This window comes from Nonomuraea sp. NPDC001636 (genome assembly GCF_040298265.1).
GTDB lineage: Bacteria > Actinomycetota > Actinomycetes > Streptosporangiales > Streptosporangiaceae > Nonomuraea.
In genome coordinates, this window is sequence record NZ_JBEOZT010000008.1 from 253,181 (window position 1) to 267,986 (window position 14,806).

Annotated in this window: 11 protein-coding genes; 8 read left to right on the forward strand and 3 right to left on the reverse strand. The window is 73.9% G+C overall.

What is annotated here, in order from left to right:
• The first annotated feature begins 335 nt into the window (after positions 1–335).
• Positions 336–458, forward strand: coding sequence for a hypothetical protein (locus ABT158_RS18385; RefSeq protein ID WP_352354678.1), 123 nt, complete (start codon positions 336–338; stop codon positions 456–458).
• Positions 459–500: 42 nt separating this feature from the next.
• Here the strand turns inward: ABT158_RS18385 and ABT158_RS18390 are convergent, their stop codons facing one another.
• Positions 501–1,106: a CBS domain-containing protein gene (locus ABT158_RS18390; protein ID WP_352354680.1), complete on the reverse strand. Its 606-nt coding sequence runs from the start codon at positions 1,104–1,106 to the stop codon at positions 501–503.
• A 203-nt stretch (positions 1,107–1,309) separates the two neighbouring features.
• On the opposite strand from ABT158_RS18390, the gene ABT158_RS18395 reads away from it, so the two are divergent.
• The gene (locus tag ABT158_RS18395) at positions 1,310–2,491 is read left to right on the forward strand and encodes an acetate/propionate family kinase (RefSeq protein WP_352354682.1); all 1,182 of its coding nucleotides are present in this window, start codon (positions 1,310–1,312) and stop codon (positions 2,489–2,491) included.
• Positions 2,492–2,505: 14 nt separating this feature from the next.
• Here ABT158_RS18395 and ABT158_RS18400 read toward each other — a convergent pair whose 3' ends face one another.
• Positions 2,506–3,672, reverse strand: coding sequence for a hypothetical protein (locus ABT158_RS18400; protein WP_352354684.1), 1,167 nt, complete (start codon positions 3,670–3,672; stop codon positions 2,506–2,508).
• A gap of 316 nt (positions 3,673–3,988) precedes the next feature.
• On the opposite strand from ABT158_RS18400, the gene ABT158_RS18405 reads away from it, so the two are divergent.
• From ABT158_RS18405 to ABT158_RS18415, 3 genes are read left to right on the forward strand one after another with little or no spacing between them, the layout of a single operon-like run.
• A complete protein-coding gene (locus ABT158_RS18405; RefSeq protein ID WP_352354686.1) occupies positions 3,989–4,831 on the forward strand; it encodes a universal stress protein in 843 nt (280 codons plus the stop codon).
• Positions 4,828–5,328 carry a CBS domain-containing protein gene (locus ABT158_RS18410; RefSeq protein WP_352354688.1) on the forward strand — a complete coding sequence of 167 codons (501 nt, stop codon included), beginning with the start codon at positions 4,828–4,830 and terminating at the stop codon, positions 5,326–5,328. The genes ABT158_RS18405 and ABT158_RS18410 overlap by 4 nt, the downstream gene beginning before the upstream one ends.
• Position 5,329: 1 nt before the next feature.
• Positions 5,330–5,848 (forward strand): flavodoxin family protein, encoded by a 519-nt coding sequence (locus ABT158_RS18415; RefSeq protein WP_352354690.1) that lies wholly within the window; start codon positions 5,330–5,332, stop codon positions 5,846–5,848.
• A gap of 45 nt (positions 5,849–5,893) precedes the next feature.
• Here the strand turns inward: ABT158_RS18415 and ABT158_RS18420 are convergent, their stop codons facing one another.
• On the reverse strand, positions 5,894–8,407 hold the full coding sequence (locus ABT158_RS18420; RefSeq protein ID WP_352354692.1) for a cation-translocating P-type ATPase: 2,514 nt from the start codon (positions 8,405–8,407) through the stop codon (positions 5,894–5,896).
• Positions 8,408–8,720: 313 nt separating this feature from the next.
• Here ABT158_RS18420 and ABT158_RS18425 point away from each other — a divergent pair, with 313 nt between their 5' ends.
• From ABT158_RS18425 to ABT158_RS18435, 3 genes are all read left to right on the forward strand, one after another.
• Positions 8,721–9,569 carry a universal stress protein gene (locus tag ABT158_RS18425; RefSeq protein ID WP_352354694.1) on the forward strand — a complete coding sequence of 283 codons (849 nt, stop codon included), beginning with the start codon at positions 8,721–8,723 and terminating at the stop codon, positions 9,567–9,569.
• A gap of 73 nt (positions 9,570–9,642) precedes the next feature.
• A complete protein-coding gene (gene mgtA / locus ABT158_RS18430; RefSeq protein ID WP_352354696.1) occupies positions 9,643–12,393 on the forward strand; it encodes a magnesium-translocating P-type ATPase in 2,751 nt (916 codons plus the stop codon).
• A gap of 42 nt (positions 12,394–12,435) precedes the next feature.
• The gene (locus ABT158_RS18435) at positions 12,436–14,721 is read left to right on the forward strand and encodes a phosphoketolase family protein (RefSeq protein ID WP_502911550.1); all 2,286 of its coding nucleotides are present in this window, start codon (positions 12,436–12,438) and stop codon (positions 14,719–14,721) included.
• Positions 14,722–14,806 lie beyond the last annotated feature (85 nt).

The window sequence follows — 14,806 nt, forward strand, 5'->3', positions numbered from 1 at the left end:
GGAGCGGGTGGGGGGAGCCGGGCTCGGGCACTCAGTGTGTGGATCTCTCCGAAAGTTGTCAAGGTTCGGGTAAAACTTTCGGAGCCGACTTGCTTGAAGAGGTGTGTCATCCAGGGGCGCTAGCTGCCGAAAGTTTTCGGTCGGCTGGTCGTGAAAGTTTCACGGCGACGGGCGGCGGCCGGTCCGAGGTGGAGCGCGTTTTCCGCCGCTCCGGGCTTCGGGGGCTCTTGACGGGGCCGTCTGGCTCGTATTTGCTCCATCCCGCCAGTGCCGCGACTTGTCAGCGCCAACGCACGAACAGGCGGAACCATGAAGCGAAGAAGCCCCACCCGGGGATGGCGGCGTCCGCCATTCGCTTCTTCGACCTGGACGGCGGCTCGTCGCTGGTCAAGCTCGACGCCCGCACGGGCCGCGTCGTCGACCGGCGCCGCTTCGGCGACGACGTCCTGGTCGGCTGACAGCGAGGCGGAGAGAGCGGCCATGTCATGGACGGCCGGTCCTCACGGCGACGGCCGGACATGTCTGACCCGCACGACGCCGGGCACCGTGCGGGCCAGCACGCCGGCGATGTGGTCGGCCTGCTGCCGGGACGGCCCGCGCAGCTCGGCCACGCCGTCGCGGACGGTGACGTCCCAGCTCGGGCCCGCCGGGTACTGCTCGCGCAGCGCGGCCTCGACCGCCTGGCGCAGGTCTTCGTCGGGACGGGCGAGCATGGCCATCAGGTCACGGCGGCTGACCATCCCGGCGATCCGGCCGCCGGTCACGACGGGCAGGCTCTTGACCCGCTCGCGGACCATGAGATCGATGGCGACGGTGACGTCGGTGGTCTCGGTGACCGTGACGACGTCGCGGCTCATGACGTCCATGACCTGGCGGGGCGGCGGCTCGTCGGCCGGCGCGGCCGGAAGGACGGTCGCGCGGGGATCGGGCTCGAACTCCCCCCGCAGCAGGTCCAGTTCGCTGACCACGCCCACGAGCCGCCCGTCGTCGCCGACGACCGGCGCGGCGGTGATGTCGTGGCCGTGCAGGACCCGCACGGCCCGCCGCACCGGATCGGTGTCGCGGACGGTGACGGCCGGGCTGCTCATGACCTCGCGGACGAGCATCGCTGTCTGGCCTCCCACTCGGAGTCGTCGGTCTTCCAGGTCAGCTTGCCACGGCGGTCGTCCCACGGCCCGCTCCGTCCGGGGGTGGCGGCCTCGTGGCTCTCCCATCACAACGCGGGGCGCGGCCGGGCCGGTAGGGCCGGAAGTCCCGAGCGGCATCCGTGCCGCCACCCGGCCCCCGGAACGGACTTAGGGTCAGGGGCATGGCCGACCCCATTCTCGTGCTGAACACGGGATCCTCCTCCATCAAGTACGAGCTCGTCGATCCGCACACCCGCGAGCGCGCCGCCCGAGGGCTGGTCGAGCGCATCGGGGAGGACCGCGGGCGAATCACGCACCACGGCGGGGACGGGCCGCCGTACGTCCGGGAACGTCCCTTCCCCGGGCACGGGGACGGGCTGGAGGCGATGCTGGCGGCGTTCGCCGCCGCCGGGCCCGAGCCGGCGCCGGTCGCGGTCGGGCACCGGGTGGTGCACGGCGGCACCCGGTTCACCGACGCGGTGCTCATCGACGACGACGTCATCGCCGCGATCGAGGAGCTGGCCCCGCTCGCGCCCCTGCACAACCCGGTCAACCTGACCGGCATCCGGCTGGCGCTCAAGGTGTTCCCGGACGTGCCGCAGGTGGCCGTGTTCGACACCGCGTTCCACCGCACGCTGCCGCCCGAGGCGTACACGTACGCGGTGCCGCGCGAGTGGCGGGCGCAGGGCGTGCGGCGCTTCGGCTTCCACGGCACCTCGTGCGCGTACGTCTCCCGCCGCGCCGCGGCCGTCCTGGGCCGCGACCTGGCCGGGCTCAACCTGATCGTGCTCCACCTCGGCAACGGCGCCAGCGCCACCGCGATCTCCGGCGGGCGCAGCGTCGACACCTCCATGGGCATGACGCCGCTGGAAGGGCTGGTCATGGGCACCCGCTCGGGCGATGTCGACCCGGCGCTGGCCGCGTACCTGGCCCGCACCGGCGGCCTGGACGCCCAGCAGGTGGAGCACGAGCTCAGCCACCGCGGCGGCCTGCTCGCGCTCACCGGGTCCGGCGACATGCGCCAGGTACGCGCCCGCGACGACGACGAGGCCAGGCTGGCCCTGGAGATCTACACCCGGCGCATCCGCAAGTACGTCGGCGCCTACCACGCGCTGCTCGGCTGCCGGGTGGACGCGATCGTGCTCACCGGCGGCGTCGGCGAGCACGACGCCGCCACCCGCGCCGCCTGCCTGGCGGGGCTGGAGCGGATCGGCGTCGCGGTGGACCCCGTGCTCAACGCCGCGGGGACGTCCGGCGAGCGCGCGGTGTCCGTCCCCGGCGCCGAGGTGCCCGTCCTCGTCATCCCCACCGACGAGGAGTGGGAGATCGCCCACCAGACGCTCGCGCGCCTGACGTCCTCCTGACGGGACGGGCCGCGCTACGCGCCTTTGTCCGTGTTCCGGTTGAACGTCGGGAGCGTGGTCAGGTCACGGGCGGCGGCCAGGTGGGAGGCGAAGTTCGGGTCGAGGAACCCCAGGAGGAGCACGACGGCCCAGGCCACGACGGCGATCATGGCGCCGTCGTCGAAGGGGGCCGGGAGCCTGAGGCCCAGCCGGTCGGCGGTCACCAGGCCGGCCACCGGCAGCAGGGCGATGACCAGGGTCCGGACGGTCTCCAGAACGCGGGCGTGCCACGTCCGGCGGGTCTCCTCGGGGGTGGTGTCGCGGGTGGGGAGCCGGTCGTACTCGCCCGTGATGACCGTGCGGGTCAGCTCGGCGACGCGGGTGCGGAGGTCGTCGTAGGCGGTCCTGGACGGCAGCGCCACCCACAACTGGAGGTCGATGACGGCCCTGGACGCCTCGACCGCGCGGGCGCGGACCACGGCCCTGGTCAGCGGCGTCCCGCCCCGGGCGGCGGTCGGGATGCCGACCCGCAGCAGGAAGGAGACCTTGCCCAGGAGAGCGAGGATCTCCCTGCGCGTCCCCGGCGGGAGCTGTCCGCGGCGGTCGGGTTCGGCGCGGGCCAGGATGGCCGCCAGCTGCTCGAAGAGCGGCTCGGTGGGCGAGGCGCGGGACTCGCGGTCCCACTGCCACATCACCACCTTGACCGGGATCATCCCGAGAACCAGGGCGCAGCAGACGGTGCCGATGCTCTGGGGGATCGGCATCCATCCCCGGCTCGCCAGGTCGACCGCCCACGCCGGGCCGGTGGCGTGGCGGAGGTACAGGGCGGCCGGGAAGCAGCCGATTCCCAGCATGGTGATCAGCGGGTCGAGAAGGTAGCGGAAGAGCGGGCGATGCCGCCGGTTCTCGATCCAGACGGAGACCCAGATGAAGACCGTGAGACCCACGACGGCCAGGAAGATCTTCTGCACGGAGGTGACGGAGAACACCGAGACCACGAAGACGACGGCTGCGCCGAGCATGGGCAGCAGGACCCAGGCGGCCACGCAGTCCTCGACGTGCTTGCGCCGCACCGACCAGCGGGCGGTGGACGCGGTCACCGCCCGGTAGCGGCCGCGCAGGAGCGCCGGGTCGTCGGCGGGATCCAGGCTCCGAGCGAAGACCGGCCAGGTGCCGTCCAGCTTCTTGGCCAGGGCGAACATCTCCGCCAGCTGGGGTTTTTTCCAGCAGGTCGCCGGTGCGGGCGGGAGCGGCGGGCGCTGCGACAGGGGGAACCGCTTCTTCGGTCATGAGGACGTCCTCACGTTGAGCGGGCTACTGCGCGAGGAGGGGGCGCTCATCGACAGTACAGAGCGTGGGGAGGGCGAGCCGATGGCGTGACCGGATCGTGCCAGATCTTCTCCCCGCGATGCCGATGAGGACCAAGGGCCCTGCCGGGCGGGACTTCCTCCTCCGGCGCCGCGCCGCCGCCCGGAGGAGCCTGAGGGTGAGAGCTTCGACCGGTGAAGGAGATGCGCGATGAGCACTCACATCGTCGTCGGTGTGGACGGGTCCGTCCCGGCGACCGGAGCGGTGGAATGGGCGGCCGCCGACGCGCGGCGGCGGGGCCTGGACCTGCGTCTCGTGCACGTCGGCCCGCAGTGGCTGCACGAAGGGAACGCCGAGCACTGCGCCCGCCTGCTGGCGGAGGCCGCCGACCGGGCCCGCGCGTCGGCCGGCGACGTCAAGGTGACGACCGAGCTGCTGTCCGGGAACGTGGCCGGGGAGCTGATCCGCGAGTCGGCGACGGCCCGTGGAGTGGTGCTGGGCAGCCGGGGGCTCGGAGGGTTCGCCGGGATGACGGTCGGCTCGGTGAGCCTGGCGGTGGCCGGGCACGCGTCGGGGCCGGTCGTGGTCGTCCGCGCCCCCGCCGCCCCCGCCGAGCACGGCAGGGTGGTGGTGGGCTACGACGGGTCGCCGGACGCGCAGGCGGCCATGGAGTACGCCGTCGAGCAGGCCAGGGCCCGCGGCGCCCGGCTGCACGTGGTCTCGGCCTGGCAGATGCCCGTCTTCTCCCCGTACGCGGTCACGTACAACACCCTGATCCAGGACCTGATGAGCGAGGAGACCGGCGCGGCGCGCGAGCGGATCGTGCCCTGGCGGGAGGCCAACCCGGACCTGGTCGTCACCGACGAGCAGCCGTGCGCCCACCCGGTCACCGCCCTGATGCAGGCGGCCGGATCGGCCGACCTGGTCGTCGTGGGCTCGCGCGGCCGGGGCGGGTTCGCCTCCGCCGTGCTCGGCTCGGTCAGCCACGGCGTGCTGCACCACGTGACCTGCCCGGTGGCCGTGGTCCGGCCGGACGCGGAGGAGCGGTCATGAACGGGTTCCCGACGACTGGACAGGTCAGGAACGGGTCGCCGACGGCGGGACAGGTCATGAGCCGCGTCCTGGTGGCCGTCAAGGCCGAGGAGTCGCCGCTGATGGCGTGGGAGCTGATGCGCCGGGCCGGCGTGCACCACCTGCCGGTCCTCGACGGAGGGCGCCTGCTGGGCATCCTGACCAGGGAGTGCCTGGCCGCGTCCTGGTCCGGCGGGCCGCAGGAGCAGGCCGGCCGCGAGGTGCGCGACCTGCTCGGCGGCGCGCGCACGCCCCGGGTGGCGCCGGACACCCCGCTGGGCAGGGTCGCCGCCGCCATGCTGGACGCCGACGTGGACGCCGTGCCCGTGCTGTCCGGCGACGGCCTGGTGGGCCTGATCACCGCCAGGGACGTGCTGTCGGCGGTCGCCGGACGGATCGAGCCGCGGCCCGAGCCGAGCGAGGTGGTGACCGGGATGTTCCACCTCGAACCCATCCTGCCGGAACGGCCGGAGGCGTGAGATGAAGGCACTGGTCGTCTACGAGTCCATGTACGGCAACACCGAGCGGATCGCCCAGGCCGTGGCGGAGGGGCTGGCCACCCGGATGCGGGCCGAGGCGGCGGAGGTCGGCTCGGCCCCCGCGCACGTGGGGGACGACGTCACCCTCCTGGTGGTGGGCGGCCCCACGCACGCCTTCTCCATGAGCCGGGCCTCCACCCGCGAGTCGGCCGCCCAGCAGGCCGCCGGGCCGCTGGTGTCCCGCGGCAGGGGCGTGCGCGAGTGGCTGGCCACGCTCAGCACGTCGTCGGCCGGGCTCTGCTCGGCGGCGTTCGACACCCGCGTGGCCAAGCCCCGCCTGCCGGGCTCGGCGGGCCGGGCGGTCGCCAAGCGGCTGCGCCGCCTCGGTGTCCGGCTCGCCGCGCCGCCGTGCAGCTTCTACGTGACCGGCACGCAGGGGCCGCTGGTGCCGGGCGAGCTGGAGCGGGCCAGGCAGTGGGGCGAGAGCCTGGCGGCGTCCTTCCCGGTCCCCGCGTCCTGACGACTGTTGGAACGGCGCCCGGCGGTTCTCCGCCGGGCGCCGTTCTCAGTCCTGCGCGGGAGTGGGGGACGGGTGCAGGATCCGGTCCAGGCGGGCGGCCGCGTAGCCCAGCGTGGACAGCGCGACGACGACCAGCAGATCCCCCGGCGACAGCGGCCGGGTGCCGAGCAGCTCGCGCAGCGGCGGCAGGTAGATCCCGGCCAGCTGCAGGACGAACGCGCCGCCCACGGCGAGCAGCAGCATCGGGTTGGCCAGGGTGCCGGGGCGGGTCCGGGTGCCCAGCGCCACGCCGAGCTGGGTGGCGCCGAGGGCGAAGAAGGCCATGCTCTGCCAGGGCCGCCCGGTCATCGACCCCCAGACGGCGACGCCCAGGGTGACGGCCGTGAGCACCACGGCGATGCGCACGACCCGCTGCCACAGGCCCGCCCCCATGATGCTCTGCCCCGGCGGGCGCGGCGGCTGCGACATGGTTCCCGGCACCGTCGGCTCCCCGCCCAGCGCCACGCCGGGCAGGCCGTGGGTGAGCAGGTTGATCCACAGGATCTGCGCGGGCAGCAGCGGCAGCGGCAACCCGAGGAACGGGCCCAGCACCATCACCGCGATCTCGGACGCGCCGCCCGACAGGCCGTAGACCAGGAACCGGCGGATGTTGGCGTAGACCCGCCGGCCCTCCTCGACGGCCGCCACGACGGTGTCCAGATTGTCGTCGGCGAGCACGAGGTCGGCGGCCTGCCGGGCGACCTCCGTGCCACGCCTGCCCATGGCCACCCCGATGTCGGCGCGGCGCAGCGCCGGGCCGTCGTTGACGCCGTCGCCGGTCATCGCCAGGACCTCGCCCCGGCCGCGCAGGCCCTCGATGATGTCGAGTTTCTGCTCGGGGGTGGCCCGCGCGTAGACGGCGGCCGGGCCCGCGGCGAGCGCGCCGGGCTCCCGGCAGTCGACGACCCGGTCGGCGGCGCCGATGATGCCCAGGTCGGCGGCCACCGCGCGGGCGGTGCCCGGATGGTCGCCGGTGATGAGGACCGTCCTGATGCCGGCCCGCGCGCAGTCGGCCACGGCCGCGCCCGCCGCCGCCCGCGGCGGGTCGAGGATCGCGACGAGCCCGAGCAGCCTCAGCCCCTCCTCCCGCACGGGATGCGGGACGGCGTCGAGGTCGGCGGCGGCGACCGCCAGCACGCGGTAGCCGTCCCGGGCGAACCGGTCGGCGCGTTCGGCGGCGCGGGCCCGCAGCTCCGGGTCGTCGGTCAGCACGTCGGGGCGCAGCAGCGCCTCCGGGGCGCCCTTGCAGATCAGGCGGACGCCGCCGCCCGGCAGCAGGTGCACCGTGCTCATCCGCTTGCGGTCGCTGTCGAAGGGCAGCTCGGCGACCCTGGGGAACCGTTCCTGGAGGTCCGCGCGGTCGAGGCCGATCCGGGCGGCGGCGGCCAGCAGCGCGGCCTCGGTGGGGTCGCCCAGCGCCGTCCATTCCTCCCCGCTCTCCTGGGGCGGGCGCAGGCGGGCGTCGTTGCACAGCGCCGCGGCGGTCAGCAGCGCGGCGAACTCGTCCGGTTCCTGACCGGGGGCGAGCCCGCCGTCGGGCGCGTAGCCGGAGCCGGTGACCGCGGCCTCGGCCGCCGGGGTCCACAGGTGCCGGGCGACCATCCGGCCCTCGGTGAGGGTGCCCGTCTTGTCGGTGGCGAGCACCGTCACCGAGCCCAGCGTCTCCACGGCGGGCAGGTTGCGGACGAGCGCGTCACGGGCCGCCATCCGGCGGGCGCCCAGGGCCAGGCTCAGGGTCACGACCGCGGGCAGCGACTCGGGCACGGCGGCGACCACCAGGCTGATCGCGGTCACCACCATCAGCTCGACCGGCTGGCCGCGGACCAGGCCCAGGGCCAGCACCAGCGCCGACAGCAGCACCGCGACCGCGGCCAGCAGCCGTCCGACCCCGACCAGACGGCGCTGCAGCGGCGTGAGCCCGGCGCCCTTGACCATGAGCGAGGCGATGCGCCCGCTCGCGCTCGCCGCGCCGATCGCGGTGACCACCGCCCGGCCCCTGCCGCGCGCCACGACGGTGCCCGAGGAGACCGACCCGCCCGCGTCCTTGTCCACCGGGACCGACTCGCCCGTCAGCGCCGACTCGTCGACCAGCAGCGCCGCCGACTCCACCACCTCGGCGTCGGCCGGGACGATGTCGCCCTCGGCGAGCACCAGCAGGTCTCCGACCACGACGTCACCGGCGGGGATCTGCCGCTGGTGGCCGTCGCGCACCACGCGGGCCTCGGGGGTGGCCAGCTCGGCCAGGGCCGTGATGGCGCGGTCGGCGCGCACCTCCTGGGTCACGCCGACGGCCGTGTTGACCACGATGACCAGCGCGATCACCGCGGCGTCCGTCCAGTCGCCGGTGCCGATCGTCAGCGCCGCGGCGATCAGCAGCACGATGATCAGCGGATCGCGGAGCTGGGTGAGGACGCGCCGCCACAGCGGGGTGGGCGGTTTGCGTGGGAGCAGGTTGGGGCCGTCGCGTTCCAGGCGTACGGCTGCCTCCGCCGACGACAGGCCAGAGGACGAGGGCGTCACGTGGGTGTCCTTCCTGCCCGCCGTGGCCCTCGGGCCGGCGGAGTAGCTGCGAGGTGTCTTCAGGATCTAGTCTTCGCCCTGCTCAGGGCGGTAAACGTGCAGGTCTTCCGGCCTCTCCAGCCTCCGGAGCCCGGACGGACGGCGGCAGGGCCGAAAGTCCCCGGAAGCGGGGCCTTCGGCACTGTCCCGATGCCGTCCGCCTTCGCCGGCCGGCATCGGGGAAGGCCCTTCGGCCCTGGCCCGGCCGACCTTCGGCTCTGCGAGGGACGGCCGGAGGGCGGGTCTCATGGGAGGTGACGAAGGAGGGAACATCATGATCGTTGTTGGAGCCGACGGCTCGGTGGCCTCGCGCGCCGCCGTCGCATGGGCCGCCGACGACGCCTTCCGCATGCGGCTGCCGCTGCGGATCGTGCACGCCGTGGACCGCACGCCGTACCAGATCCGCCGGTTCTCCCCGGGCTGGGCGCCCGACCTGCCGGCGGACGAGGGCGAGCGGATCCTGCGGGAGGCCGAGGCGCTGGCCCGGGAACGGCAGCCGTCCGTCGAGGTCACGACGCAGGACGTCGAAGGTCTGCCGGCCGTCGTGCTGCGCGGGCAGGAGAAGGAGGCGGCCGAGATCGTGCTCGGCAGCCGCGGTCTCGGCGGGTTCGCCGGCGCGCTGCTGGGCTCGGTGAGCACGCACGTCGCCGGGCACGCCCGCTGCCCCGTCGTGGTGGTGCGCGGCGACCGGCAGCAGGTGCGCGGCGAGGTGGTGGCCGGGGTGGACGACTCGCCGGAGTGCGAGCCCGCCCTGGCCTACGCCTTCGAGCAGGCCCGGCTGCGGGGCGCCACGCTGCGGGTGCTGCACGCCTGGCAGCTGCCCGTGCACGCGTTCGCGCCGGAGGCCGCCTACGCCATGGACGAGGTCCGCGCCGCGCAGCAGCAGGTCGTCGACGATCGGGTGAACGTGTTCGCCGCCGACCACCCCGAGGTCGTCGTCGTGCGGGAGACGCCGTCGGCGCACCCCGTGGACGCGCTCACCGCGGCCTGCGACCACGCCGACCTGCTGGTGGTGGGGTCGCACGGGCGCGGCGGGCTGGGGTCGGCGCTGCTCGGGTCGGTCAGCCGCGGCGTGCTGCACCACGCCCGCTGCCCGGTGGCGGTCGTCCGGCCGCAGGACTGACGGCACGCCGCCGCGTCGGCACGGGCGTTGGGACGGGCGTTGGGACGGGCGTTGGGACGGGCGTGGAGCGCCGTTGCCTTTGTCTTGGCGACGGGCCGGTTACCAGAACCAGGAGGAGGCCGAGCGGGACGGCTCGGACAGTGACATGACCGGAGAGGGCGGGCTGGACGTCGCGGTCGCGGCCGCGCTGCCGGTCGGCGACGTCATGGCCCGGCTGGGCGGCACCGGCGGCGGCCTGAGCCAGGCCGAGGCGGAGCGCCGCCTGGCCGCCGTGGGCCCCAACTCCCTGCGCACCCACCGGGCCCGGCGGCTCGCGGTGCTGGCCCGCCAGCTGCGCTCGCCCCTGCTGATCCTGCTGGCGGTCACCGCCGCCGCGTCGTTCTTCCTCGGCGAGTCGACGGACGCGATCATCATCGGCGTGATCCTGACGGTGTCGGTCGGGCTGGGCTTCTTCAACGAGTACCGGGCGGAGAAGGCCGCCGAGGCGCTGCACTCCCAGATCCGGCACCGCTGCCTGGCCCTGCGGGACGGCGCTCCCCGGCTGGTGGACGTGGTCACGCTGGTCCCGGGTGACGTCGTCACGCTGCGGCTGGGCGACATCGTCCCGGCCGATCTGCGGCTGGTGTCGTCGGCGGGGCTGGAGTGCGAGGAGTCGGTGCTGACCGGCGAGTCGCTGCCGGTGGCCAAGGCCGTCGAGCCCGTCGGCCCGGACCGCCCGCTGGCCGAGCTGGCCAGTTGCGCGCTGATGGGCACCGTCGTGCACGCCGGGTCCGGCACCGGCGTGGTGGTGGCCACCGCCGGACGGACCGAGTTCGGGCGCATCGCGCTCCGGCTCGGCGACCGCCATCCGGACACCGAGTTCCAGATCGGGCTGCGCCGGTTCTCCATGCTGCTGGTGCGCGTCGCCGCCGCGCTCACCGCCGGGATCTTCGTCGTCAACCTGGTGCTGCACCGCCCGGTGCTGGACGCGCTGCTGTTCTCGCTGGCGATCGCCGTCGGCATCTCCCCGCAGCTCTTGCCCGCCGTGGTCTCGACCAGCCTGGCCGCCGGCACCCACCGGCTGGCCCGGCACCGGGTGCTGGTCAAGCGGCTGGTCTGTATCGAGGACCTGGGCGACATCGACGTGCTGTTCACCGACAAGACCGGGACCCTGACGGAGGGGCGGATCAGCTTCATGCGCTCACTCGGGCCGGACGGCAGCCCCGACGAGCGCGTCCTGGAGCTGGGCCTGCTGTGCAACGAGGCCGTCGTCAGCGGCCAGGACGGGGACGCGGGCCGCTCGGCGAGCGGCAACCCCCTGGACGTCGCCCTGTGGGACGCGCCCGCCGCCGCCGCGCTCCGGCCCGGGCCGCCCGGCCGGCGGCTGGCCGTCGTGCCCTTCGACCACGAACGCAGAACCGCCTCGGTCCTGGTCGAGGACGACGACGGCCGGATGATCGTCACCAAGGGCGCGCCGGAGGCCGTCCTGGCGCGCTGCACCCCGGTCGCCGACCGGGCCAGGGCCGTGCTGGAGGCCGAGTTCGCCGCCGGCAACCGGGTGGTGGCCGTGGCCACCCGGCGGCTGACCGGCGACGCCGCCCGCCGGACGACCCTCAGCCAGGCCGACGAGCACGACCTCGCCTTCCGCGGCCTGCTGGTCTTCCTCGACCCGCCCAAGGCCGGCGCCGAGCAGGCGCTGCGCCGCCTGGCCGGCCTCGGCATCACCGTCAAGGTGCTCACCGGGGACAACCCCGCGGTCGCGGCCAAGCTGTGCGCCGATCTCGGCCTGCCCGCCGGACGGGTGCTGACCGGCCAGGACGTCGAGGCCGCCGACGACTCCCGGCTGGCCGCGCTCATCGAACAGGCCGTCGTGTTCGCCCGGGTCAGCCCCGAGCACAAGGCGCGCATCGTGCGGGCCCAGCGGCGCAACGGCCTGGACGTGGCCTTCCTCGGCGACGGCGTCAACGACGCGCTCGCGCTGCACGCCGCCGACGTCGGCATCTCCGTCGACGCGGCCACCGACGTCGCCAAGGACGCCGCCGACGTGCTGCTGCTGGAGAAGGACCTCGCCATCCTGGCCGACGGCGTCATCCAGGGCCGGCAGATCTTCGCCAACACCATGAAGTACGTCCTGATGGGGACGTCCAGCAACTTCGGCAACATGTTCTCCGCCGCCGCGGCGTCGGCGTTCCTGCCGTTCCTGCCGATGCTGCCGTCCCAGATCCTGCTCAACAACCTGCTCTACGACTCCAGCCAGCTCGCCATCCCCACCGACAACGTCGATCCCGAGCAGCTGCGGCGCCCGTCCCGGTGGGACGTGTCGTCGATCCGGCGGTTCATGTTGTTCTTCGGGCCGGTCAGCTCGCTGTTCGACTTCGCCACCTTCGCCGTCATGCTCGGGGTCCTGCACGCCGGGCCGCCGCTGTTCCGCACCGGCTGGTTCGTCGAGTCCCTGGCCACCCAGGTGCTGGTGGTCTTCGCGATCAGGACCAGGCGGGTGCCGTTCTTCCGCAGCCGTCCGAGCCTGCCCCTGACGGTCGCCGCCCTGAGCGTCGTGGTGCTCGGCGCGGTCATCCCGCTCACCCCGCTCGCCGGCGCCCTGGGATTCCAGCAGCTGCCCGGCCCGTTCTTCGCGGTGCTGGGCCTGATGGTGGTCGCCTACCTGGCCCTCGTCGAGCTGGCCAAGCGGCGTTTCTACCGGGCCGCCCCGGAGGCGCTGGCCGGAGGCGGGCGCACCGCCGCCCACCCGACGCACCGCAGGGCCCACCGGTTCAGCACGGTGGCCGCCGCCCTCGCCGCCGGACGTCCGCCCTCCGCCCCCCGAGAAGGGGACCAAGGTCCCTAGGGCGCGGGAACGCAGCCGGAAATCATCGTCATCATGACGACGATGCAGCACATCGATGCCTACTGGCGCGCGGCGAACTACCTGTCCGTCGGGCAGATCTACCTGCTGGACAACCCGCTGCTGACCGAGCCGCTGCGCCCCGAGCACGTCAAGCCGCGGCTGCTCGGCCACTGGGGCACCACGCCGGGGCTGAACTTCTGCTTCGCCCACCTCAACCGGATCATCGCCGAACGCCGGCAGGACATGATCTACATCGCCGGTCCCGGCCACGGCGGGCCCGCCGCCGTCGCGCACGCCTGGCTGGAAGGCTCCTACACCGAGCGTTATCCGGACGTCTCGCAGGACGTCGAGGGCATGCGGCGGCTGTTCCGGCAGTTCTCCTTCCCCGGCGGCATCCCCAGCCACGTCGCGCCCGAGACGCCCGGCTCCATCCACGAGGGCGGCGAGCTGGGTTACTCGCTCGCGCACGCGTTCGGCGCGGCCTTCGACAACCCGCGCCTGGTGGTGGCCTGCGTCATCGGCGACGGTGAGGCCGAGACCGGCCCGCTGGCCGCGAGCTGGCACTCCAACAAGTTCCTCGACCCCTACCGCGACGGCGTCGTGCTGCCGATCCTGCACCTGAACGGCTACAAGATCGCCAACCCCACCGTGCTCGCCCGCATCCCCGAGCAGGACCTGTTCAAGCTCATGGAGGGGTACGGCTACCGCCCCCACCTCGTCGGCCCCGATCACGAGGAGATGGCGCGCACGCTCGACACCGTCTTCGACGAGATCGCCGCCTACAAGGAGGGCCGCCTGGCGCGCCTCCCCATGATCGTGCTGCGCACGCCGAAGGGCTGGACCGGCCCGCGCGAGGTGGACGGCAAGCCGGTCGAGGGCACCTGGCGGGCCCATCAGGTGCCGTTGTCGGGCGTCCGCGACAACCCGGCGCACCTGGCCATGCTGGAGGCGTGGATGCGCTCGTACCGGCCGCAGGAGCTGTTCGACGCCGCGGGCCGTCCGGCGCCCGTCCTGCTGGGGACGGTCCCCGAGGGGCCGCTGCGGATGAGCGCGAGCCCGCACGCCAACGGCGGCGAGCTGCTGCGCCCGCTGGCGCTGCCCGACTTCCGCGACCACGCGGTGGAGGTCAAGTCGCCCGCGGCCCAGTCCACCGAGCCGACCAGGGTGCTGGGCGCCTTCCTGCGGGACGTGATCGCCGCCAACCCGCACGACTTCCGGCTGATGGGCCCGGACGAGACCGCCTCCAACCGGCTGCAGGACGTCTTCGAGACGACCACGCGGGCCTGGAACGCCGAGGTCGAGCCCACGGACGAGGACCTGGCGCCGGGCGGCCGGGTGATGGAGGTGCTCAGCGAGCACCTGTGCCAGGGCTGGCTGGAGGGCTACCTGCTGACCGGCCGGCACGGCCTGTTCAACTGCTACGAGGCGTTCATCCACATCGTCGACGCCATGTTCAACCAGCACGCCAAATGGCTGCAGTCGGCGAAGAGGATCCCGTGGCGGCGGCCGGTCGCCTCGCTCAACTACCTGCTGTCGTCGCACGTGTGGCGGCAGGACCACAACGGCTTCAGCCACCAGGACCCCGGCTTCCTGGACGTCGTGGTCAACAAGAAGGCCGAGGTCGTCCGGGTCTACCTGCCGCCGGACGCCAACACCTTGCTGTCGGTGGCCGACCACTGCCTGCGCTCGCGCGACTACGTCAACGTGATCGTGGCGGGCAAGCAGCCGGTGCTGGACCTGTTCACCATGGAGGAGGCGATCGCGCACAACACGCGCGGCCTGGGCGTCCTGCCCTGGGCGTCCTCGGACGAGGGGGCCGAGCCGGACGTCGTGCTGGCCTGCGCGGGCGACGTGCCCACCCTGGAGACGCTGGCCGCCGCGGCGCTGCTGCGCGAGCACCTGCCCGAGCTGAAGGTGCGCGTGGTCAACGTGGTGGACCTGATGCGGCTGCAGCCGCGGTCGGAGCACCCGCACGGCATGCCGGACGCCGAGTTCGACACGCTGTTCACCGTGGACCGGCCGATCATCTTCAACTTCCACGGCTACCCCTCGCTCATCCACCGCCTCACCTACCGCCGCACCGGTCACCCCAACATCCACGTGCGCGGCTACAAGGAGGAGGGCACCACGACCACGCCGTTCGACATGGCCATGCTCAACGACATCGACCGCTACCACCTGGTCATCGACGTCATCGACCGGGTGCCCGGCCTGGGCGCCACCCAGGCGCACCTGCGCCAGCGCATGGCCGACGCCCGGCTGGCGGCCCGCGCGCACACCCGCGAGCACGGCGAGGACGCCCCCGCAGTCCGCGACTGGAGGTGGTGACGCGACTGACGCCGGTCCCGCGCGGCCGGAAAAGGAGGGCCAAGGTCCCGTCAAGACGGCCGCTGCACCACGGCCGGCCGGCCTC

Coding starts and splice junctions, on each gene's coding strand:
- ABT158_RS18385 (WP_352354678.1), top strand. CDS start 336: ATGGCGGCGTCCGCCATTCGCTTCTTCGACCTGGACGGCGGCTCGTCG.
- ABT158_RS18390 (WP_352354680.1), bottom strand. CDS start 1,106: ATGCTCGTCCGCGAGGTCATGAGCAGCCCGGCCGTCACCGTCCGCGAC.
- ABT158_RS18395 (WP_352354682.1), top strand. CDS start 1,310: ATGGCCGACCCCATTCTCGTGCTGAACACGGGATCCTCCTCCATCAAG.
- ABT158_RS18400 (WP_352354684.1), bottom strand. CDS start 3,672: ATGTTCGCCCTGGCCAAGAAGCTGGACGGCACCTGGCCGGTCTTCGCT.
- ABT158_RS18405 (WP_352354686.1), top strand. CDS start 3,989: ATGAGCACTCACATCGTCGTCGGTGTGGACGGGTCCGTCCCGGCGACC.
- ABT158_RS18410 (WP_352354688.1), top strand. CDS start 4,828: ATGAACGGGTTCCCGACGACTGGACAGGTCAGGAACGGGTCGCCGACG.
- ABT158_RS18415 (WP_352354690.1), top strand. CDS start 5,330: ATGAAGGCACTGGTCGTCTACGAGTCCATGTACGGCAACACCGAGCGG.
- ABT158_RS18425 (WP_352354694.1), top strand. CDS start 8,721: ATGATCGTTGTTGGAGCCGACGGCTCGGTGGCCTCGCGCGCCGCCGTC.
- ABT158_RS18435 (WP_502911550.1), top strand. CDS start 12,436: ATGCAGCACATCGATGCCTACTGGCGCGCGGCGAACTACCTGTCCGTC.